Origin of the sequence: Methylotenera sp. G11 (assembly GCF_000799735.1) — a bacterium.
Lineage (GTDB): Bacteria > Pseudomonadota > Gammaproteobacteria > Burkholderiales > Methylophilaceae > Methylotenera.
The window spans coordinates 885,489-906,331 of record NZ_JUHH01000001.1 but is presented as its reverse complement, the minus strand read 5'-3'; the positions used below and the strand labels follow the sequence as shown (position 1 = coordinate 906,331).

Here is a 20,843-nt window from a genome sequence, read left to right as displayed (position 1 = left end):
AATTCCTGAAAAATCATGGCTTTATTGTTGATCAAAAGTAATTATTTATTTAGTGTTGAAGTTCAGCCGCAATCATCTCAGCCTGTTTCAGCACAGTCTCCGTTGCCAGTATCTCCATATCAGGCGGATAGCCAAACTGCCGGAGTGTGCGCTTTACGATAACTTTTAGTTTCGCTTTTACGTTTTCCTTGATCGTCCAGTCGATGCTTGCATTTTCACGTACTTTTTGCAGCAACACCACAGCCAGTTCACGCAGCTTATCCTGCTGCATCAACTCCCTTGCGCTATTGTTATTGGCTACGGCGGTATAAAAAGCAAACTCCAGCGGGTTGAGTTTCAGGCGTTCAGCTTCAGTGTCGCCATGCACAATTTCTTTGCTGACTTTAATCAGCTCATCCATCAGTTCAGCGGCAGTGATGATTTTATTCTGATAACGCTTGATCGAGTTCTGCAGCATTTCCATCAGGCTGCGGCCTTGCACCACATTCAGCCGTTCGCGTATTTTGATTTCTTCATTGAGCAGTTTTTTTAGCACTTCCAACGCAATATTTTTATGCTCGTGGTTTTTAAGTTCAAGCAGAAACTCGTCACTCAAAATAGAGATATCCGGCTTTTTAATACCTGCGGCATCAAACACATCAATCACTTGTTCCGAAACCAGGGCTTTATCAATCACCTGACGAATCGTGGTTTCAATTTCTTCGTTGGTTTTGCCTTCGCCTGTGCTGTCAAATTTAGCCAGCCGCGCCTTCACCGCCTGGAAGAAAGCCACTTCATCTTTCACATCCATGGCTTGTTCATGGGGAATTGCAATGGCAAATGCTTGGGATAGCAAGGTGACTTCGTTAATGTAGCGTTTTTTGCCATCTTCAATATTCAGGATATGCTCTTCAGCCGCCAAGATCAGCGAGAGCTTTTTAGAGGTATCTGTCGTGAAGTAAGCCTTGTAATCAAAGCCATGAAACATATTGGCGACGACTTCCAGTTTCTCCAGCATCAGGTTCACGGCCTGTTCTTGCGTTTCGGCTGGGTCACCCTTGCCGCCGGCGTCGGAATAGAACGATAAGGCTTGCTTGAGATCGGCAGCAATACCTAGATAATCCACCACCAAGCCACCGGGCTTGTCACCATAGACACGGTTCACACGAGCAATCGCCTGCATCAGATTATGGCCTTTCATAGGCTTGTCGATGTAGAGCGTATGCATGCTTGGCGCATCAAAACCGGTTAGCCACATATCACGCACAATTACCAGTTTTAGTTCGTCGTCCGGGTCTTTCATGCGCTCGGCAAGATTGCGGCGCTGCTGTTTGGTAGTGTGGTGCCTGGCAAGTTCCGGGCCATCGCTGGATGAAGCGGTCATCACCACTTTGATTACACCTTTGTTTAAGTCATCTGAATGCCACTCAGGTTTGATTTTAATGATTTCAGCATGCAGCGCAGCGGCAATGCGGCGCGACATGCTCACAATCATGCCTTTGCCGGTAAACACTTCCTGACGCTGCTCAAAGTGGGTGACGATATCCTGCGCGATATTCTGAATGCGCTTTTCACTGCCAATCAGTGCCTCAATTTGCGTCCAGCGATTTTTGGCCTTTTGTGTTTCGCTGAGCTCGTCCTGCTCCAGTTCTTCATCCAACTCCGCAACCAGTTTTTTGCCCTCTTCGGAAAGCTGCACTTTGGCCAAACGGCTTTCGTAATAGATGCGTACTGTTGCGCCATCTTCCACGGCTTGGGCAATATCGTAAATATCCACATAATTGCCAAATACCGCCGGCGTATTCACATCGGTGCTTTCAATTGGCGTGCCGGTAAAGCCCAGGTATGTAGCATTGGGCAGGGCATCGCGCATGTATTTGGCAAAACCATACACAATCTTTTGGCCGATGACTTCACCGGCTGCATTTTTATCCTCTACGGTTTTGGCCTTAAAGCCATATTGGGTGCGGTGCGCCTCATCGGCAATCACCACAATGTTACGACGCTCGGATAGCGTTTCATACACATTGCCTTCTTCTGGCTGAAATTTCTGTATGGTGGTAAAAATCACGCCACCAGAGGCCACTTTGAGCAGATCTTTTAACTGCTGGCGATCTTCCACCTGCTTGGGCTCCTGGCGCAGCAATTGGCTGGATGCGGCAAAGGTATCAAACAGCTGGTCATCCAGATCATTGCGGTCGGTAATCACCACCACGGTCGGGTTATTCAGGGCTAAAACGATCTTGCCCGTGTAGAACACCATGCTCAGCGACTTGCCGCTGCCTTGCGTATGCCATACCACACCGGCCTTGCGGTCGCCCTTGGGCTGGGTGCGCACATCTGGCAAACCATAGCTGGCAGGGTCTTGCGCCACGCCATTTGCTTCTGCGGATGCCCTCAAGGTGGAAATCACCGCCGCATTCACTGCGTAATATTGGTGATAGGCTGCCAGCTTTTTAACCGTACTGATGCTGATCTGCCCGGTTTTGGCGTCTTCTTTGGAGGATTTTTCAAACACGATAAAGTGGCGAATCAAATCCAGCAGCGTGACTTTGTTCAGCATACCGTTAATCAGTGTTTCCAGCTGGCTGATAAGGTGCGATGCTTCTGCTTTGCCATCGGCACTTTTCCAAGCCATATAACGGCTGAGGTCTGCCGATATGGTTCCGGCTCGCGCTTCCAAACCATCTGACACCACCACAAAACCATTGTAGGTAAATAAACCGGGGATACTGGTTTTATACGTGCGAATCTGCTCATAAGCAGTTTTAACCGTAGCGTTTTCATCCGCTGCGTTTTTAAGCTCAATCACCACCAGCGGCAAACCGTTTACAAACAGAATCAAATCCGGGCGTTTATTCTGGTTGTTTTCAATAATGGTGAACTGGTTCGCGACCATAAACTCATTATTGTCCGGGTTGGCAAAATCGATCAGCCAAACTAAATCACCACGTGTGTTGCCATCTTTTTGGTAGCTGACATTCACGCCCTCCGTGAGTAATCGGTGGAACGCCTCATTATTCGCCAGCAGCTCAGGTGAGTTGATGCGTTGTATGGTTTTAATAGCCTCATCTAAAGCGGCAGCGGGCAGGGTGGGGTTAATGCGGGTAATCGCTTTACGCAAACGCTCATCTAAAATTACATCGGTAAAATTCTCACGCTCTGGGTTTGCAGCATCGGGTGCAATGTCAGGGGCGTACACATAGCCATAGCCAAGGGCTTGCAATCGTTCAATTGCGAGGGTTTCTATAGCGGATTCTGTGAGCTTTTGCATGCCTAATCTACTTCTTGTCTTCTTTTGCCAATTGCGAAAGCTGGTTAAAGTAATCAGCCTCAGCTTGCTTTTCTTTCAAAGCCCGCCTTGTTTCAGCAAACTTCTCAAACTCTGCACCCGCTTTTGCGTCAGCCTGTTTTTTGCTCACACTGCCTGCATTATTAAGCACGGCTCTATCGTTAAACTTTAAGAAATCATCCAGCTTGTTTGCCCAATCTTTCATAAACACCTGCTTGCGTCTTGTGGCTTGGTCTTCAGCAAAATCCAGCCACATGGTCACAATACGGTTGAGTTCAGTCACTTCATTTTCAGCGAGATAGTTTTTGGCAATTACCACATCGGTTTTGCGTACCGCATCTTTTTGCCAAGTGCTTAAGCCCATATTGGGTTTTGCATGATCTGCACGGCTTGCAATTAGCTCAGCCGCGGTCATACCTGTAGCAGCGAAATGCAGCTTATTTTGAATCACGCTAAAAAATCTGGTAGTTTCAGCCAGCGTCGGCTCATAGTCTGCGGCTAATGCAAAAATTTCACGCACCCGCAAATACATACGCCGCTCACTTGCACGTATATCACGTACGCGCGCCAGCATCTCAGCAAAGTAATCAGGGGTAACGGACTTACCAACAGGTGGATTTTTAAGCCGCTCATCATCCATCACAAACCCTTTAATGATGAACTCTTTTAACTGCTGCGTTGCCCAGATTCTAAAGCGGGTCGCAATCACGCTTTTAACGCGATAACCAACGCTGATAATTGCATCCAAGTTATAGTGTTTGATATTACGTGAAACCTGCCGCTCACCCTCTAAACGAACTACCGAGAAATCCTCGGAAGTTGCCGTCTCAACCAGCTCGTTTTCCTCAAAGATGTTTTTAAGGTGCAATGAAATATTGTCGACGGAGCAACCAAACAACTCAGCCATTTGGCTTTGCGTCATCCATAGCGTTTCATTTTGTAGGCGAGTTTCTAGGCGTATGCGCCCATCATCGCTTTGGTAAATCACGATTTCACTATTTAATTTCATTAAATGCACTTAACTTTTTAAAGATTTTAACTTCATCACCAATTGATGCATCGCCGTATATGGATTAACCCCATCATACTCATTGTTCACTTGACTTAAGGCATTTGCCCTTGTTATTGCAACATCCAGAGATGATTGAGTCATTGCATAGTAGCCATCTCGCCCCTTTTCATAATCCGGAAGATAGGTACGTAGCCGCTCATAAACTTCATCTCTATGAATCGGTGCTTGAATGTCTTCAAAATGCAGCAACAGCCAGACCTCGAAACATGGCACGGAGGGTATCGCTATAAATTCAACCTTTTTTCTGTTGTCATTAAGATACTTACCATTGATTGCGCTTATTTTAGCCAAAGCATTGTGATAGCTGTCATGATCATCACGATCAAACACTACGCATACACACTCAAACGCTTTTGGCTCGATATGTTTTGATTCATGACCATGAATCAAAAGATGCTCTGCATACACAACCACCTGCAATGGCGATGTTCCATACGCACTTGGCTCAACCTGCACATTAGCTGTATGCAACTTATGTTCACGGCGTATCTCGCCTAAATAATTGGGCTCAGTTTTTGAACCTTCTGTAACAATCAGCACGCGGTCATAAGTGGCTCTTCGCCCTTTTTTACGTACCAACTGTGCAGCCTGACGTACTTTGGGTTGATTATCCTTACCCATATGGTCAACCCAACGCATTCGATGCCACATCAGGCACATCAAAAAACGGTACAGCACCATAGCGCCCGATTAAATATCCCTTTTCCCAAGCCTCGGTTTCACGTGGGCTAAAATCTAAAAGAGGATATAAACATGTCGCCTGATCACGGTTTTTTTCAGTAAACCAGATTTGATCCCTTCTAAACAGCGATTTATCCAGCAACGAAGTGTCATGCGTCGTAAACAAAAGCTGAGCGCCATTCGGGTTAGTCGCAAGGCTGTTAAACAGCCTAATTAGCTGACGAACTAACAAGGGATGCAAACTACTATCAAGTTCATCCACAATTAAAATCCGCCCATGCTCCAGCACATCCAGTATGGGGGCTGCGAGCGCATATAAACGTTGCGTACCCTCTGACTCTTCATGCAACTCAAAACTGGCAACGCCTTTATCTGTTTTATGCACAAACTGTGGAATCAGCAATTCTTTTTCTTCACGCGTCACCTGAGTGCCCTCAGGGCTAAACACAATATTTTGATGAAACCCCTGACGCGGTATAGTCAATATTTCAGCAATACTAATATCTGCCGCAATCAGAAAATCCCGCACAGCGCTCTTACCTGCTTCATTTTGTAAAAGTGCGGTCGTGTAATCCGGCAAAGGCACCAAACCCGCACCAAAATATACAGGCTGCTCAACCAGCCAGCGAAACACAGGTCCCAACAATTCACTATTTAATTGTGCCGCTGTTGATAAAAATAACGCATTAGGTCGCGTTGCCTCCTGCCAAAGCTTACGCGGCCCGGCCAGATGGCTACTGAAGTTGTATGTGTAATGCTGAGATTTATCGTCAAACACTCTGCGGAACCACTGCTGTGGCTTTGCTGTTTTATAAACCAGTAGCCACTCTTCAACAATACGTTCAGCCGTAATGGCAAACCCGTACTGATGACGAATGCCACCCAAAATAAAACTCAACTCAAATGTTGACGGCCGCTTGGCAAAATCTGCATCTAACTTAAAAGGTTGAACATTAAAAACCTGCCCCAACTGCATGGCAGTTGCCGATTCAGCCACCACCGCACGCATGTAGTTAAATGCGTACAACAACGTGGATTTACCGCTCGCATTCGGACCATAAATCGCAGCACTACGCACCGCACTTGGCAAACCTTTCAAACCGGTAACCATCACATGATTCGGCAATTTTTTATCGCTTGATGCCACAAAACTAAAAACCACCTCATCACGAATAGAGCGATAATTACCAACTCGGAATTCTAGCAACATAATAGGTGTTTAATTGAAAATAAAAGTTAATTATGAATAAAATGTACAAAAAAGCAAATAATTTTATAAGTTATTTATAATTTAATACTTAAATAGTTACCCGTACTTCACCGCTCATTAGCTTGGGGAGCAATGTATCACGGAGTTTTTCTAGGGTTTGGATTTGTTCAATATTCTTAAATTTTTTATTAAATAAATCTTTCGTAAGCTTTGTGTAGCTTTCAATTTTCTCTTTTGGAGGCATGGAAAATTCAAACGCTGGAATTGCTTGTTTGCTTAAATGTAGAACCGTTGATCCATTTGAATAACCTAAGCAATGCTCTTTAAACTCTCTGGTTCGCATCATCCGATATAAAAACTCGTTTGAAAGCCATTCATGTTTGGACTTAACTTTTACCAAGTCCATTGAAATAACCATAAGCTCATACCTTGCATTATTGACGACTAATACAGGGTTACCTATAACCTCTGCATCTTGAGTAATATCTGTATGTGCCACGACCAAATCACCTTGAGTAACAATATGTTGTTCTTTGAACTTGCCAGTGAATTCTTTAAACCCGTCTAATCTAAAGCCACCATTTCTATCAAAGCTCTTTAATGTAACCATTGCCACTTTTGATGGGTTAAGCTCTGAGCTTTTGTACGAAACGCCATTAAAACATTCTATATATTTTCCTAGTACTACAAATTCCCAGTCATCCTGTGCTTCTTCTACAAACCACTGTCTGAACAGCGTTTCGGCCATGCGTTCTATGGTGGTGTTTTGACGATGGAGCAGGTCGATTTTGTCATCCAAACTGCTGAGGATTGAGGCAATGGCTTTTTGTTCTTTTCCGCAGGGAACAAGCCAGCTTGTTGTTTTAAGGAAGTTCCAGTCGGCGCGTGGCATACGAGTGCCACCTTCACCGCTGTTTGCCGTGTCTACAAAATCCCAACAGGCTAAAAAATAAAATAAATAATCTTGTATGAATCCATTTTTTGCTCTGAAGACCCAAATGTCAGTAGAACAAATACCTGAGAATTTTGGTTTGTAGACTTTTCTGAAATATGGCCTTAATTTTCCAAAAAGCACATCATTAGCTTCAAACTTGAATTTATTACTTGTGACATCTGATGATGTGCCAACTCCAGTAAGTCTAAGAGTTTCTTGTTCAATATGCTCAAGTCCAATATAAGCCAGTTGTTCATCACCTTTTGGTAAGTAAGTGTTTTTAACTGGCTCAGTAATTTGACTGAGCGTTAGTTTCTGCCACTCACTCACAGCTTCACCCTCGTCAAATTCTCTGCAATCGCTTTATTGAGTTTTTCTTCCTCAAACAACTGCGCTTCAAATTCTGCTTTTAGGGCATTAAAGCGCTCAGCAAAGTTAAAGTCATCTTCATCATCTGGCAAGCCTACATAACGGCCTGGGGTGAGCACGTAATCCAGTTCTTTAACGCGTTCCAGACTAACGGAGGCACAGAAACCGGGGATGTCTTGGTAGGTGTGCGGTTGAGTTTCACTCAGCGCTTGATTGTTTTCGCTGGATTCCGCATCAAGTGCGGAATGACGGGGTAGGTTACGCCATGCGTGATAGGTATCTGCGATTTTGCGAATATCTTCGTGGCTCAGTTCTTTGGTGCGGCGGTTGATGAGGTGCCCTAAGTTGCGGGCATCAATAAACAGCATCTCGTTGCTGCGGTTTCTAAATTTGCCATTAGTACGGTTTCGGCTCATAAACCACAACGCAGCGGGGATTTGCGTATTGAGGAAAAGCTTGGCTGGCAGGTTGACGATGCAGTCAATCACGTTGCCTTGTTCAATTAGTGCTTTGCGTATTTCCCCTTCACCACTGGTTTTGCTGGTAAGTGCGCCTTTAGCCAGCACTACGCCTGCTTGACCTTGTGGTGAAAGATGATAAATAAAGTGTTGCAGCCATGCAAAATTGGCATTGCCTGCGGGCGGCACGCCATATTGCCAGCGGCCATCGTTACGCAGTAGTTCGCCTGACCAGTCGCTCACGTTGAAAGGCGGGTTGGCAATGATGTAATCGGCTTTCAGGTCTTTATGCGCATCGTTTAAAAAACTGCCTTCGTTGTTCCATTTCACCTGGCTGGCTTCAATGCCGCGAATGGCAAGGTTCATTTTAGCCAGGCGCCATGTGGTTTGGTTGCTCTCTTGCCCGTAGATGGCAATATCATTCACACGGCCCTGGTGGTCTGCCACAAACTTTTCGGATTGTACGAACATACCCCCAGAGCCGCAGCAGGGGTCGAACACGCGGCCGTTGTATGGCTCCAGCATTTCAACCAATAACTCAACCACTGAGCGCGGGGTGTAGAACTGCCCGCCTTGTTTGCCTTCTGCAAGCGCAAATTCACCTAGAAAATATTCAAACACATGGCCAAGTACATCTGCGCTGCGTGATTTGGCATCACCCAAAGCAATATTGCCGACTAAATCAATGAGTTGACCTAAGCTGGCTGGGTCTAAATTATCGCGTGCGAACACTTTGGGCAACACGCCTTTAAGTGAGGCGTTTTCGGCTTCAATGGCATCCATTGCGGCATCCACCAGTTTGCCGATATCTGGCTGCTTGGCCTGTGACTGCAAGTAGCTCCAACGAGCATCCTGTGGCACAAAGAACACGTTTTCAGCTGCGTATTCGTCTTTGTCTTCCGGATCTGCACCTGCGTATTCGCCTTTGCCTTCTGATAATTTGGCAAACTGCTGTTCGAAGGAGTCTGAAATATATTTAAGAAAAATTAAACCTAAAACGATGTGTTTGTATTCAGCCGCATCGATATTTTTGCGGAGTTTATCGGCTGCTTTCCAAAGTTGTTTCTCTAATGGTTCTGAAGTTGTTTGTTTTTTATTTCGTGCAGCCATTTATTTCCCTGAATTATTTTTTGTATATGTATTTTATTGCATCATAACTTCTAGGGAAGAATCTTGAATAGATAAATCCTGCTTTGTGTGAGTGACTTGTACAATATTTTAAGTGGCTGACTATTAAGCGCAGGATTAAATTCCTGCATCTTGGCATAATCCCAGGCTGGTTTCTGGCGGTTTCTAGTTGCTGATGATCTTCATCTCGACTTCTTCATCTTGCACCATGTCAACAACTTCCTCTGCGAATTTGGCAGAACACTCGCTGGTCCAGTTTGATTCAGGCTGCAGTTCCTTGGTAAACATAGGTAAAAAGCTCATGTACATATAGCGCCCATCCGCCAGGGTTAACACAGGAACACCATCCGGATGGTCTATCAGCGTCCATTCATCCGGAATATCCATATCCAGGTTGATTGTTACTTGCAGTCTTTTCATATTGGTTCTCCATTGTTATTTTAATGCGCTTGCTATTCAATGCACTCATTCATTCACTATAGGTTAAGCGTCAGCAGACAGCAAGAAACTTGAAGCCTGTCTGGAGGGCAAGCGTGCATGAATCCGTGGCAAAGCATCAGGTTTTGGGCGGGGGAGCAATCACGATGGCATGCGCATGCAGCATGATAGATTGCCTGCCTGGTTCTTTATTGCGGCATGAGGTTGCTGACCAGTTTACCTAGTGTTGCCAGGGAAGCCTCAATTCTCGCATCCCAGAGATGGCCGTAATTCAGCCTGATATAGTCGGTGAAGCTTCTCTGGGCAGAAAAAATCGGCCCAGGTGCAATGCTGATGCCTTGGGCCGCAGCCAGCTGGTGCAGCTTCAGCGCATCCACGCCGTCCGGAAGTTTGATCCACAGGAAATACCCGCCCTGTGGCGCTGTCAGGCAAGTGCCTTGAGGGAAATAGCGTTCGATGGCCTCAACGAACTTGATCTGGTTCACGAGCAATGTGTGACGGAGATTGCGCAGGTGTTTGTCATAACCGCCTTTTTGCAGATACCTGCCTAAAGTGATCTGGGCAGGCGCAGAAGCTGAGATTGTGGTGGTGAGTTTAAGCCGCTCCACTGACTGTGCATAGCGGCCGGGAGCTACCCAGCCCACACGGTAACCGGGCGCCAGGCATTTTGAAAATGAAGAGCAATGCATGACCAGGCCTTCTGTATCGAAAGCTTTGGCCGGCATCGGTCTTTTTTCACCAAAGTAGAGTTCGCTGTAAACATCGTCTTCTATCAGCGGCACTTGATGTTTGGTGATGAGGGCGACCAATGCTTGCTTCTTTTCAGCGGAAAGCAAGCTGCCTAGCGGGTTCTGAAAATTGGTCATTAGCCAGCATGCCTGCGGCCGGTGGCGTTCTATTGCCCTTTCCATCGCCTCAAGGTCTATGCCGTCTTTGGGGTGGCTCGGCACTTCTACTGCACGCAGGCCGATACGTTCTATGGATTGAAGGGCGGCGTAAAAGGTCGGGGATTCGATCAACACCGTGTCGCCGGGTCTGGTTACAGCCATCAGGCATAGATTCAAGGCCTCCAGCGCTCCATTGGTGACGATGATTTCGTCAGCGGCTATGTGCAAACCATCAATCATGTAGCGCAATGCAATCTGGCGCCGCAGATTGGCATCACCGGTACTCAGGGTATCCACACTGGACCAGGGATCCATAGTCTGTATGCTGGAAGCCATGGTTCTGGCCAGGCTGGCACGCGGGAATAAAAGCGGGCTGGGAAATGCAGAGCCTAACGGCACAATGTTTTTAACCCGGATCGATTGCAGCACCTGGAACACGAGTTCGCTGACATCAACCCGCGTTAATTCCGGGTCTGCCTGCATCGCAGGTTCCGGGGAGGAGGGGATGCTGATGCCGCCACTGGTTACAAAGTAGCCGGAGCGCTCGCGGGCAGTGATCAGCCCCCGTGCCTCCAGCAGGTAGTAGGCTTCCAGTACTGTCGATGTGCTTACCTTGCGGCTGAAGCTGGTGTGGCGAACTGAGGGCAATTTATCGCCCCGGCAGAGCGTGCCTTGTTGAATGGATTTGGCAATGGAATCGGCAAGCTGTTCGTAAAGTTTCATGATTGGCAGGTTTCAATCATTGGTGCCGTTTAGCCTGGCTCGGCTGCGAAACCTGCGTTGTCTATGGCTGACCGCAACTGTGCTGGCGAGGTTGCATGTTCGTCGTATTGCACAGAGGTTTCACCGGTTGCCAGTATCACTTTGACATCACTTACGCCAGCGACAGCTTTCAAGGCATTCGTTAAACTGTTAATACAGCCTCCGCAGGTTAAGCCTGTTACTTTTAAATGTTCAGTTTGCATGATGTTTTTCCTGTTTGAATGGTGTGATCACGGCTTGTCACACAAAGAATCGCTTCTTAAGCTACGATGTTACGCTGACTATATTCTAACGCTATATTTTTTGATGATATTATTTTGTGTTGAAAAATTTATATCATGCCGGAGAAATTGTCACGATGTCTAAAGCTATTCGAATTCATCAGGTTGGCGGCCCGGATGTGCTGCAATGGGAGGAGACTGATGTCGGCGCTCCCGGCCCTGGGCAGGCAAGGCTGAAACAAACAGCTGTCGGACTGAATTATATCGATGTTTACCACCGTACGGGACTATATCCGGTAGCGCTTCCTTTTACTCCGGGGATGGAAGCGGCGGGCATCGTTGACGCTGTTGGTGCAGGCGTGACCCACTTGAAAGTTGGCGACAGGGTGGCTTACGCCTCGGTGATGGGTGCTTATGCGGAAGAAAGGCTTATCGCCGCTGACCGTTTAATCAAACTGCCTGACACGATCAGCGATGTAACGGCAGCAGCAATGATGCTGCAAGGGATGACGGCGCGTTATCTGATCCGGGATATTTACAAGGTTGGCCCCGGCGATACTATTCTCGTGCATGCGGCCGCCGGCGGTGTCGGTTTGATTGTCTGCCAGTGGGCGGCAGCCCTGGGTGCAACGGTGATCGGCACAGTGTCTACAGATGAAAAGGCCGCATTGGCGAAAGCCAATGGCTGTCATTACCCGATTGTTTACGCGCGCGAGGATTTCCAGTCGCGGGTGCTGGAAATTACCGGCGGGCAGAAATTGGCTGTGGTCTATGACTCGGTAGGCAAAGATACTTTTATGAAGTCTCTGGATTGTTTGCGGCCGCGTGGGCTCATGGTGCTGTTCGGTGCGTCGTCTGGTGCGGTTCCGCCTGTGGATTTATCTGTTCTGGCGCAGAAGGGCTCGCTATTGATCACCCGGCCGATACTGGCTACCTTTATTGCCGACAGGCCTCAGCTTGAAGCAAATGCGAATGACCTGATACAGGTGGTGACTTCAGGCAAGGTAAAAGTTCATGTGAACCAGACCTACCCGCTTAAGGATGCCGCGATCGCGCATCGTGACCTTGAAGCGAGAAAAACAACCGGTGCCACTGTGCTGACTGTTTGATTTTTACTGCTGCCTGATTTGTATGGTAGTGTGATTTTATTGACTGTTTGATTATTACCGAATTTTTATGAAAAAACTTTTGTTAGCAGGCTTATTGCTCGCGTTGCCGGCTCATGCCGATGTGATTACCGGGCGCGTGGTCGCCGTGGCTGATGGCGACACCATTACGGTACGCGATGCTGCGCATAAGGACTACAAGGTCAGGCTTTCTGGCATCGATGCCCCTGAAAAGGCTCAACCATTTGGAGCCGCTGCAAAAAAATCTCTTTCCAGCCTGGTTTCCGGTAAAGAAGTGACGGTCGACCTGATCAGGCGTGATTATTACCCACACGTGGTGGGCAGGGTGCTTGTATATGGGCTTGATGTGAACCTAGTGCAGATCGAGCGCGGCATGGCCTGGTTTTTCAGGCATTACCAGAACGAACATCCAACCGAGGACTCTGAAAAATATATGCAGGCCCAGAATGTAGCCGAAAATAAGCGCATCGGCTTGTGGGCTGACAAGAACCCGACCCCGCCATGGGAATTCAGGAAACAAGGCAGGTTAAACCCGTAATCTTTCAGCAGCGCCCATCAGCTGCGTATCATTCACGTTTGCCATGCCGCCTGTCGCCAATGACGGGGCAGTGCTCTATGTATCGCTTTCTGTTTCTTGCCGTTATATCCATATAACATCATCATCATCCTGATGTATATCCTGTGTATTTCATTACTGCGCCACACTTTAAGTCCTCACGCTTTAAATGCCGCACTTAAGCTGTTTGTTCCAGTCACTGTCTAGCCGATACAAAACCCTTGACCGGCTTGATTTGAAAGCGATATTTGCCTGTTTTCCGAACAAAGTTTACTGAATTATTGCAATTGGATAAATTTTTGTTGACCAAACAAATGAGAATCATTATCATTTGTATTCATGAGTGGTAATTTGATAAAAAGCGAAATGGATAAAAGCCTGATGGAAGATAGCAAAGTGCTTAGCAGCAGGGCTGTCGATTCGTCCAATCCCTATGTTATTACCAGTGAAGTTTTATTTAACGGTGCGCGTGAGCTGCTGATCAAGCATGCGAATGAAAGTTACCGTTTGCGTATTACCAATCAGGGCAAACTCATTCTTACCAAGTAGGCAGGTCAGTGGGATTTCGTGAAGATGGAAAAAGTGATCCGGTGATGGTGACACTTAACGGAGCAGGAGAGAATTATGGTGGCTAATCTGAAGTTGGTGGCAAATTCAAGCTGGTTCCAGTCGGATGCGGCAATTGATGAACCCGGCGTACGTGACTTGCCGCTGGCATCCGCTTCGGCTGCAAGTGAAGCTGAAGACACAGCGCCGTCTTATAAGATGCTGGCAGCCGTGCTGTCGGTGCACATGCTGATCCTGGCCGGAATGTTAATCGCCAGTACCGATGTTGAGGTAAAGGAGCAGCTGATTACGCCGATGACAGTCAGCCTGGTCAACGCCCCATCTGCAGAAGAGCCGCAGGTAACGGAGCAGCCGCCTGAGGTGGTCACCGTACCTAAAAAACAGAAGTCGGAAGTAAAGCCAATACAAAAGCCGGTTGAGTTGCCTGCAAAAGAAGTGGAGTCTACATTGCCGGCCAGAAGTGAGCCATCTGCAATGCCGGCGGTGACTGAAGCTGCGTCTTCAGAAAGCCCGGTTAAGTCTGAAGAAGCTGCCCAGCCGGTAGAAGCGCCCGCCAAGGATAAAGCTGAGGCTGAGCCGGTGGTTGAGCCACCGCGGTTTGGTGCCGCTTATCTGAATAACCCAGCACCGGCGTATCCCTCTATTTCACGCAGGGCGGGTGAGCAGGGGCGCGTGCTGCTTAAGGTGCTGGTGTCGGAAAAAGGTTTGGCGGAAACGGTACAGCTTGATTCCAGCAGCGGCTATGAAAAGCTTGACCGGGCGGCAATCGAGGCTGTGAAAAAGTGGAGTTTTATTCCTGCTAAACGCAGTAATCAGCCTGTCAGTGCCTATGTGCTGGTGCCGGTGAAGTTTTCACTGAACAGCTAAGCTGACAGCTAATATCAATCAAGGAGTAAGTATGCAGAATGGTTATGAATTTAATGCCTGGGAGTTTATCGCCGCCGGTGGTGTGGTGTCTTTCCTGGTGGCGGCTACGTTGTTGATCATGTCAGTGGCAAGCTGGTATCTGATTATCACAAAAAGCATAGCGGCATGGCGTTTACGTGCAGCCTATAAAAGCTATAAACAGCAGTTCTGGAATGCGCCCAACTTGAATGCAGCATTAAAAATAGACCAGGAGACCGCTTTATCTGTGCTCGCAAAAGAAGCAGTGGCAGCGGCTGAGCATCATAAGCTGCATGCATCCAGAAATTCGGAGCAGGTCACGCAGGATGAATTTGTTGCACGTGCAATGAATCGCAGCATTGCAGAAGAGAGTGCGAAGATGGAAAGCGGGTTGACCGTGCTGGCCTCAGTCGGCAGCGTATCGCCGTTCGTGGGCTTGTTTGGCACGGTGTGGGGCATTTATCATGCGCTGGCAAGTATCAGTGCAAGCGGCCAGGCCACGCTGGATAAAGTCGCCGGGCCAGTCGGCGAAGCCTTGATCATGACTGCGCTGGGTCTGGCAGTGGCGATTCCTGCCGTATTGGCTTACAACGCATTGGTGCGCAGCAATCGTGCGCTTTCCGGCGAGCTGGAAAAGTTTGGCTACAGCCTGCATACACTGTTAACGACAGGTGCCGTGATTAAATCGGCGCATGATGAGGCGAAACTGGCTTCAGCCAAAGAACACATTCATATTGCAGAGGTGCCGGCATGATAGGTTCAGGGAGCGGTGCAGGTGTGACATCACATACCGCACCTATGTCAGAGATCAATACCACACCATTAGTGGATGTGATGCTGGTATTGCTGGTGATCTTTATCATCACTGCGCCATTGCTGACGCATGCGGTAAAAATCGACCTGCCGCAGGCAAGCAGCCAGCCTTTGCCCGAGAAGCCGGAAGTGATTTCGGTATCCATTGATGGCTCCGGCAAGATGTACTGGAATGACCAGGTGATCGTGCAGGGGGAATTAAAAACCAGGCTGCAGGAAATCGCCGTGAAGAAGCCACAGCCGGAATTGAATATACGCGCCGACAAAGAAACGCGCTATCAGGTTCTGGCCGAAGTGATGGCAGATGCACAGAACGTCGGTATCAGTAAATTAGGGTTTGTAAGCGAGCCCGCAAAAAAATAATTAACCGCGACGCAGGTCGCAATCAAAATTCAGCCAGCCAGTGAGTATTGTTGATACAACCTACTTAGTTAGCCAGCCAATGACATTAGGGCACCTTTATCCGTGCCTATCGGGAACTAGGACGCAATACTATGAAATTGTATCAACAAAAAAAATCTGCACAGAAATCGCTGTACCTGGCGGTGATCCTTGCGGTGCAGTCCATGACTGCAATCGCCGAGGAGAAAGTGGAAAAAGCTGCTGAACAGCAGGAGCTTGAGGAGGTGAATGTCAAGGCCAGCGCAATACCGGTTGCAGATGGCTATCAGGCAACCAAAACGCGTGTCGGCAAAGTGCTGCAGGATCCGCATGACATCCCGCAGGCGGTCACTACCGTGACGAACAGCCTGATGAAGGACCAGCAGCTTGCATCACTGAAAGAAGCGCTGTCAAATGTGGCTGGCTTGACATTCAATGCGGCTGAAGGCGGCCGTGCCGGCGACAACATGATGCTGCGCGGTTTTTATACATTCGGCGATATTTACCTTGATGGCGTGCGTGATACTGCGCAATACAACCGTGAGCTTTTCAACCTGGAGCAGGTGGATGTGTTACGTGGTTCAGCGGCCATGCTGTTTGGCCGTGGTCAGGCGGGCGGCGTCATCAACCAGGTGTCAAAAATGGCAAAGCTTACTGATGAAAACACGGTGAGCGGCTCATTGGGCAGCTACAACTATCATCAGTTTACCGGCGATTTCAATCAAAAACTGGGCGATACCACGGCAATCCGCCTCAACGTGATGGACCGTGCGGAAGAGAACTACCGTAAGAATCCAACCAATGGCGACAGGCCAAGGCTTGACCGTCAGGGTATCGCGCTTAGCTTTGGTACCGGTATCGGGACAGATAACGAGTTCTTCCTGAACCATGTCACGACCAAAACCGATGATGATCCGGATTTCGGCGTTTCGTTCTTCAACAAGCGGCCTGTCAATGTCAATACCGCAGGCGGAAAAATCGACGACTCCGTGTATTACGGCGGCAGCAAGAACTTTGATAGCAGCAACACGTCAATTACTACCGCCATCTTCACGCATAAGTTCAGTGAAGATACGCAATTGCGTACACAATTCAGGGATGCCGACTATGTGCGTGCCTATTGGGCACAGAAGCCAAGTTCAACCGTGCTGCCAACGGCAGATTTCAGCAGCACCGGTGCCGTTACGCGGCAAATGCATTACCAGACGCAGACCCTGCAGTCTGATTTCAGCACTAAATTTGAATTGGCCGGGTTAAAGCACCAGTTCCTGTCTGGGGTTGAATATCTCAAAGAGAAGAATTATCGCAGTACTTTGATTGATCTCGCGCCTGGTGCCGAGAAATACTACAATGCAGGTACCGAGGATACTGCCAATCCGACCAAGTTCGATGCGGATAACTATGCCGTGTACTTCCAGGATACGGTGACCATTGCGCCAAAATGGGATGTGCTGTTCGGCATGCGCCGCGATGAGCTGCGTGCGGATTACTCCAGCGCGACTTCACCCAAGTTAAGTTACGGTGAAAACAGCTATCGTACGGCTTTATCGTACCACCACACCCCGGAAGCGCATTACTACGTAAGTTACAGCGATTCTTTCAGCCCGACGGCTGACTTGTACCAGCTGACCGTGAAACCGCAGCCGCCTGAAAGAAGCAAAACCATCGAGCTGGGCAGTAAATGGCTGTTCCTTGATGGCGATCTGGCTTTCAGGGCTGCGCTGTATAGCACTGAAAAAGACTGGGAGCGCAACACAGACCTGGAATCAACCGCGGCGATCCTGACGAAAAAGCGTCGTACCAATGGCCTGGAGTTTGAGCTGGCCGGCCGTATTACAGAAAACTGGGAAGTGTTCAGCGGCCTGGCATTCATGGATGCCGAGATCGTGGAAGTGGCAGAAAACGTGAACGCGAATACCGGTGTGATCACAAAGTCTTACAGCGGTTACCAGGGACAGCGCCCAAGAAACACGCCGCCGGCTACTTTCAATATCTGGAGTACGTACAAGTTTGCCGAGAAATGGAAATTCGGCATGGGTCTGGAAGCCAAAGCTGAACGTCTTGGATACAGCCCACAGGGTGCGACCCCGGGAAATAACTTTACGGATGGCAAGTTTGACCCGAATAAACTGCCGGGTTATGCACGTGTAGACGCCATGTTAAGTTATGAAGAAAAGAAATGGGCAGTCAAGCTGAACGTCAAGAACCTGCTGGACAAAACCTATTACGACGCAATTTATGACAATGGCGGTTTCAGCGTTCCGGGCAATAGCCGTACCGCGATACTCACCACTGAGTTTAAATTCTAATCACGGTTAGCAATCACGATAAAGTCATGCTGTTTCAGCATGGCTTTATCGCATGTTGTGATTGCATGCTGCGACCAGGTTAAGCGTACCGCCCGGCAGAAGTTTTGATAGATAAAGAGGAGATGCGATGTTATTGCAGATACCACAGGTATTGAACAGGGAGGAGCTCGAGCAGGCGCAGGCCTTGCTGGCTGGCGCTGATTGGGTTGATGGCCGGGTGACGGCCGGGCTGCAGGCCGCTGCGGTCAAGAATAACCAGCAGTTGTCTGAACAAGCCGCGCAAATGGGCGCATTACGTAAGATCGTATTGACTGCATTGAACCGCAATCCCCTGTTTTTCTCTGCGGCACTACCGCTAAAGATACTGCCGCCGTTTTTTAACCGTTATGCAGGCGATGCCAATGCCTATGGCTTTCATGTGGATAATGCGATGCGCATGATGCCTGACGGCAGCGGCTATGTGCGTGCCGATGTTTCTGCAACCTTGTTCCTGTCTGAGCCGGACGAATATGACGGCGGTGAACTGGTGATTGATGATACGTTCGGTACCCATGGCATTAAATTGCCGGCGGGCAGTATCGTGGTTTATCCATCTTCTTCCGTTCACCAGGTAACGCCGGTAACGCGCGGCCAGCGCGTCGCCTGCTTCATGTTTATCCAGAGCATGGTGCGCGACCCGGTCAAGCGCCGCCTGCTGTACGACATGGACATGGCGCTGGTTGACCTGCGCGCGAACATTGGTGAAGTCGCGCCGGTGATTCAGCTGACGGGCAGCTATCATAATCTGTTGAGGCGCTGGACAGAATGATGCATCGCGCCTATTTAAAGTCGCCTGCTGCCGATATCCAGACCGCGATTGATTATTTACCCCATGCCGAAGAGCGCCTGCGCAAGGAAGTCTGGCAGTACCTGCAGTCCGGCTCCGGCCAGGGCCTGACTTCGGCCAGGAACCGCAAGGTGTTTGAAGATGTCAGCCTGATGCCGAGGCCTCTCGCGGATGTGAGGGGAGGCAATACCCGCGTTGAACTGTTCGGGCAGTCTTTCAGCCACCCGGTCATTCTGGCGCCGCTGGCTTACCAGCGCTTATTCCACCCTGACGGCGAGACGGCAAGCGCGATGGCCGGCGTAGCGCAAGGCGGGCAGATGGTGGTCAGCTCACTGGCAAGCCAGCTTTTGGAGACGATTATCGAGGCCGCAGGCCAGCCGCTGTGGTTTCAGCTGTATTGGCAGGCTGACCGCGAAACTACATTGCGGCTGGTGAAAAAGGCGTTAAGCGCCGGTTATAGTGCGGTCATGTTTACGGTAGATGCGCCGGTCAAGCAGGCTGCAATTGCCTTGCCTAAAGACGTGAGCGCCGTCAATCTTGAGGCGCCGATCGCCTTGGCCGATGCAACGGGCGCAAGCGTCGTCTTCGATGGTTGGATGAAACAGGCTCCGGGCTGGGATGACCTGATGTGGCTTAGGGACCAGATTACGGTGCCCTTGATCATTAAAGGCATCCTGCATCCTGCAGATGCGGAGCATGCGGTAAGCCTGGGCTGTGATGCCGTTGTGGTTTCCAACCATGGCGGCCGCGTGCTGGATGGCGTGCCGGGTAGCCTGCAATTGCTGCCGGACATAAGCCGCGCAATTTCCGGCAAGGCAAAAGTCCTGTTTGATAGCGGTGTCCGTAATGGCCAGGATGTGTTCAAGGCACTTGCACTGGGCGCCGATGCGGTCATGGTCGGGCGACCGTATATCTGGGGGCTTGCTTCAGGCGGGGCGCTTGGCGTTGCCCATGTAATACGGCTGATGCGCGATGAACTGGAGATGACGATGGCATTATCCGGCGCCAAAGACCTGACCGCGATCAGGAGCGGCACATATGTGTACCAGGCCTGACATTTATCAGGGCCAGGTGTTTACCGGCGCTAGGAATTGACTGCCCCGGTATTTAATGATTCTATTTTTGATTGATTTTTTGAAAGGCTATGAAATGAAATTATTATTCGCGTTATTTTCCCTGCTGCCATTGCAGGCGCTTGCCGGAGCTGATTGCCCGGTATACCCGAAATCGGAGTGGGCTTCTGAAGATACCTTAAAGCAAGCGTTGAATGAAGAGGGTTACACCATCAAGAAATTCAAGGTGGACGCTAACTGCTATGAGATTTACGGCCGCAACAAGCAGGGTAAAAAGGTAGAGATCTATTTTGACACCAAGACCCTAGCCATCATCAAAGCTGAAGTGGAAAAATAGGCTGGCAGCTTGCAAGTCATGAAAGCGAATCTTTCCCAATCCGCTGACAGTGCCTGGAGCCTGACCGTCAGGTTGACGCATTGGGCAGTGGCTACAGGCGTGATGGTGAATTTCTTCAATGACTCCGGCTACTGGCATCGCCTGCTGGGCTATGCCTGCATCGTATTTGTGCTGCTGCGCCTGGTTGATGGCTTCTGGCTGGCGCGTTCGGCTGCTTCAAGGTTTTTTGTGCCGAGATTTGTAGACATCAGGCTGCACCTGCACGGGATCAGAACCGGGCAGGTGGCTGACCACCACGGCCACAACCCGCTGGGTCAGCTGGCTGTTTATGTGATGTGGCTGTTGATCGTGCTGCTTGGCTTTACCGGCTGGATCAGCCGCACTGATTTATACTGGGGCGAGGATCTGCCGGTGCAGATCCATGAAATATTATCCAGCCTGCTGCAGGCCATGGTTGTCTTGCATCTGCTGGCGGTATTGCTGATGTCCAGGCTGCAGCGCAGGAACCTGATCAAGGCCATGATCAAGGGCTGATGCC

Annotated in this window: 20 protein-coding genes; 11 read left to right on the top strand and 9 right to left on the bottom strand. The window is 49.1% G+C overall.

What is annotated here, in order from left to right:
* Positions 1-49: 49 nt before the first annotated feature.
* The 9 genes from GQ51_RS04025 to GQ51_RS03985 form a co-directional block, all read right to left on the bottom strand.
* A complete protein-coding gene (locus GQ51_RS04025) occupies positions 50-3,253 on the bottom strand; it encodes a type I restriction endonuclease subunit R (protein ID WP_047550085.1) in 3,204 nt (1,067 codons plus the stop codon).
* A gap of 7 nt (positions 3,254-3,260) precedes the next feature.
* Positions 3,261-4,280 carry a virulence RhuM family protein gene (locus tag GQ51_RS04020; RefSeq protein WP_047553821.1) on the bottom strand — a complete coding sequence of 340 codons (1,020 nt, stop codon included), beginning with the start codon at positions 4,278-4,280 and terminating at the stop codon, positions 3,261-3,263.
* A 9-nt stretch (positions 4,281-4,289) separates the two neighbouring features.
* On the bottom strand, positions 4,290-4,982 hold the full coding sequence (locus GQ51_RS04015) for an RloB family protein (RefSeq protein WP_200884392.1): 693 nt from the start codon (positions 4,980-4,982) through the stop codon (positions 4,290-4,292).
* Entirely contained in the window at positions 4,969-6,234 is a 1,266-nt protein-coding gene (locus GQ51_RS04010) for an AAA family ATPase (RefSeq protein ID WP_047550079.1), read from the bottom strand. The genes GQ51_RS04015 and GQ51_RS04010 overlap by 14 nt, the downstream gene beginning before the upstream one ends.
* An 88-nt stretch (positions 6,235-6,322) precedes the next feature.
* Positions 6,323-7,498: a restriction endonuclease subunit S gene (locus GQ51_RS12245; RefSeq protein ID WP_081987083.1), complete on the bottom strand. Its 1,176-nt coding sequence runs from the start codon at positions 7,496-7,498 to the stop codon at positions 6,323-6,325.
* A complete protein-coding gene (locus GQ51_RS04000; RefSeq protein WP_047550076.1) occupies positions 7,495-9,105 on the bottom strand; it encodes a type I restriction-modification system subunit M in 1,611 nt (536 codons plus the stop codon). The genes GQ51_RS12245 and GQ51_RS04000 overlap by 4 nt, the downstream gene beginning before the upstream one ends.
* Positions 9,106-9,288: 183 nt before the next feature.
* Positions 9,289-9,543 carry a hypothetical protein gene (locus GQ51_RS03995; RefSeq protein WP_047550073.1) on the bottom strand — a complete coding sequence of 85 codons (255 nt, stop codon included), beginning with the start codon at positions 9,541-9,543 and terminating at the stop codon, positions 9,289-9,291.
* 206 nt (positions 9,544-9,749) lie between these two features.
* Entirely contained in the window at positions 9,750-11,171 is a 1,422-nt protein-coding gene (locus GQ51_RS03990) for an aminotransferase-like domain-containing protein (RefSeq protein ID WP_047550071.1), read from the bottom strand.
* A 29-nt stretch (positions 11,172-11,200) separates the two neighbouring features.
* Complete coding sequence (locus GQ51_RS03985) at positions 11,201-11,413, bottom strand: heavy-metal-associated domain-containing protein (protein ID WP_047550068.1); 213 nt, start codon at positions 11,411-11,413, stop codon at positions 11,201-11,203.
* 155 nt (positions 11,414-11,568) lie between these two features.
* Here GQ51_RS03985 and GQ51_RS03980 point away from each other — a divergent pair, with 155 nt between their 5' ends.
* The 11 genes from GQ51_RS03980 to GQ51_RS03930 all read left to right on the top strand — a co-directional run bounded on the left by GQ51_RS03980 (position 11,569) and on the right by GQ51_RS03930 (position 20,839).
* On the top strand, positions 11,569-12,540 hold the full coding sequence (locus tag GQ51_RS03980; RefSeq protein ID WP_047550065.1) for a quinone oxidoreductase family protein: 972 nt from the start codon (positions 11,569-11,571) through the stop codon (positions 12,538-12,540).
* 67 nt (positions 12,541-12,607) lie between these two features.
* Positions 12,608-13,096: a thermonuclease family protein gene (locus GQ51_RS03975; protein ID WP_047550062.1), complete on the top strand. Its 489-nt coding sequence runs from the start codon at positions 12,608-12,610 to the stop codon at positions 13,094-13,096.
* A 384-nt stretch (positions 13,097-13,480) separates the two neighbouring features.
* The gene (hemP, locus tag GQ51_RS03970; RefSeq protein ID WP_152604109.1) at positions 13,481-13,663 is read left to right on the top strand and encodes a hemin uptake protein HemP; all 183 of its coding nucleotides are present in this window, start codon (positions 13,481-13,483) and stop codon (positions 13,661-13,663) included.
* Positions 13,664-13,738: 75 nt separating this feature from the next.
* Positions 13,739-14,548 (top strand): energy transducer TonB, encoded by an 810-nt coding sequence (locus tag GQ51_RS03965; RefSeq protein ID WP_047550059.1) that lies wholly within the window; start codon positions 13,739-13,741, stop codon positions 14,546-14,548.
* A 31-nt stretch (positions 14,549-14,579) separates the two neighbouring features.
* Complete coding sequence (locus GQ51_RS03960) at positions 14,580-15,320, top strand: MotA/TolQ/ExbB proton channel family protein (RefSeq protein ID WP_047550057.1); 741 nt, start codon at positions 14,580-14,582, stop codon at positions 15,318-15,320.
* Positions 15,317-15,742, top strand: coding sequence for an ExbD/TolR family protein (locus tag GQ51_RS03955; protein ID WP_047550053.1), 426 nt, complete (start codon positions 15,317-15,319; stop codon positions 15,740-15,742). The genes GQ51_RS03960 and GQ51_RS03955 overlap by 4 nt, the downstream gene beginning before the upstream one ends.
* A 131-nt stretch (positions 15,743-15,873) precedes the next feature.
* Positions 15,874-18,069 (top strand): TonB-dependent receptor, encoded by a 2,196-nt coding sequence (locus tag GQ51_RS03950; RefSeq protein ID WP_052177697.1) that lies wholly within the window; start codon positions 15,874-15,876, stop codon positions 18,067-18,069.
* A 127-nt stretch (positions 18,070-18,196) separates the two neighbouring features.
* Positions 18,197-18,877 carry a Fe2+-dependent dioxygenase gene (locus GQ51_RS03945; protein WP_047550050.1) on the top strand — a complete coding sequence of 227 codons (681 nt, stop codon included), beginning with the start codon at positions 18,197-18,199 and terminating at the stop codon, positions 18,875-18,877.
* Entirely contained in the window at positions 18,877-19,950 is a 1,074-nt protein-coding gene (locus GQ51_RS03940; protein WP_088178143.1) for an alpha-hydroxy acid oxidase, read from the top strand. Before GQ51_RS03945 ends, GQ51_RS03940 begins: the two co-directional genes overlap by 1 nt.
* A 94-nt stretch (positions 19,951-20,044) precedes the next feature.
* Complete coding sequence (locus GQ51_RS03935; RefSeq protein WP_047553802.1) at positions 20,045-20,305, top strand: PepSY domain-containing protein; 261 nt, start codon at positions 20,045-20,047, stop codon at positions 20,303-20,305.
* A gap of 18 nt (positions 20,306-20,323) precedes the next feature.
* The gene (locus GQ51_RS03930; RefSeq protein WP_047550046.1) at positions 20,324-20,839 is read left to right on the top strand and encodes a cytochrome b/b6 domain-containing protein; all 516 of its coding nucleotides are present in this window, start codon (positions 20,324-20,326) and stop codon (positions 20,837-20,839) included.
* Positions 20,840-20,843 lie beyond the last annotated feature (4 nt).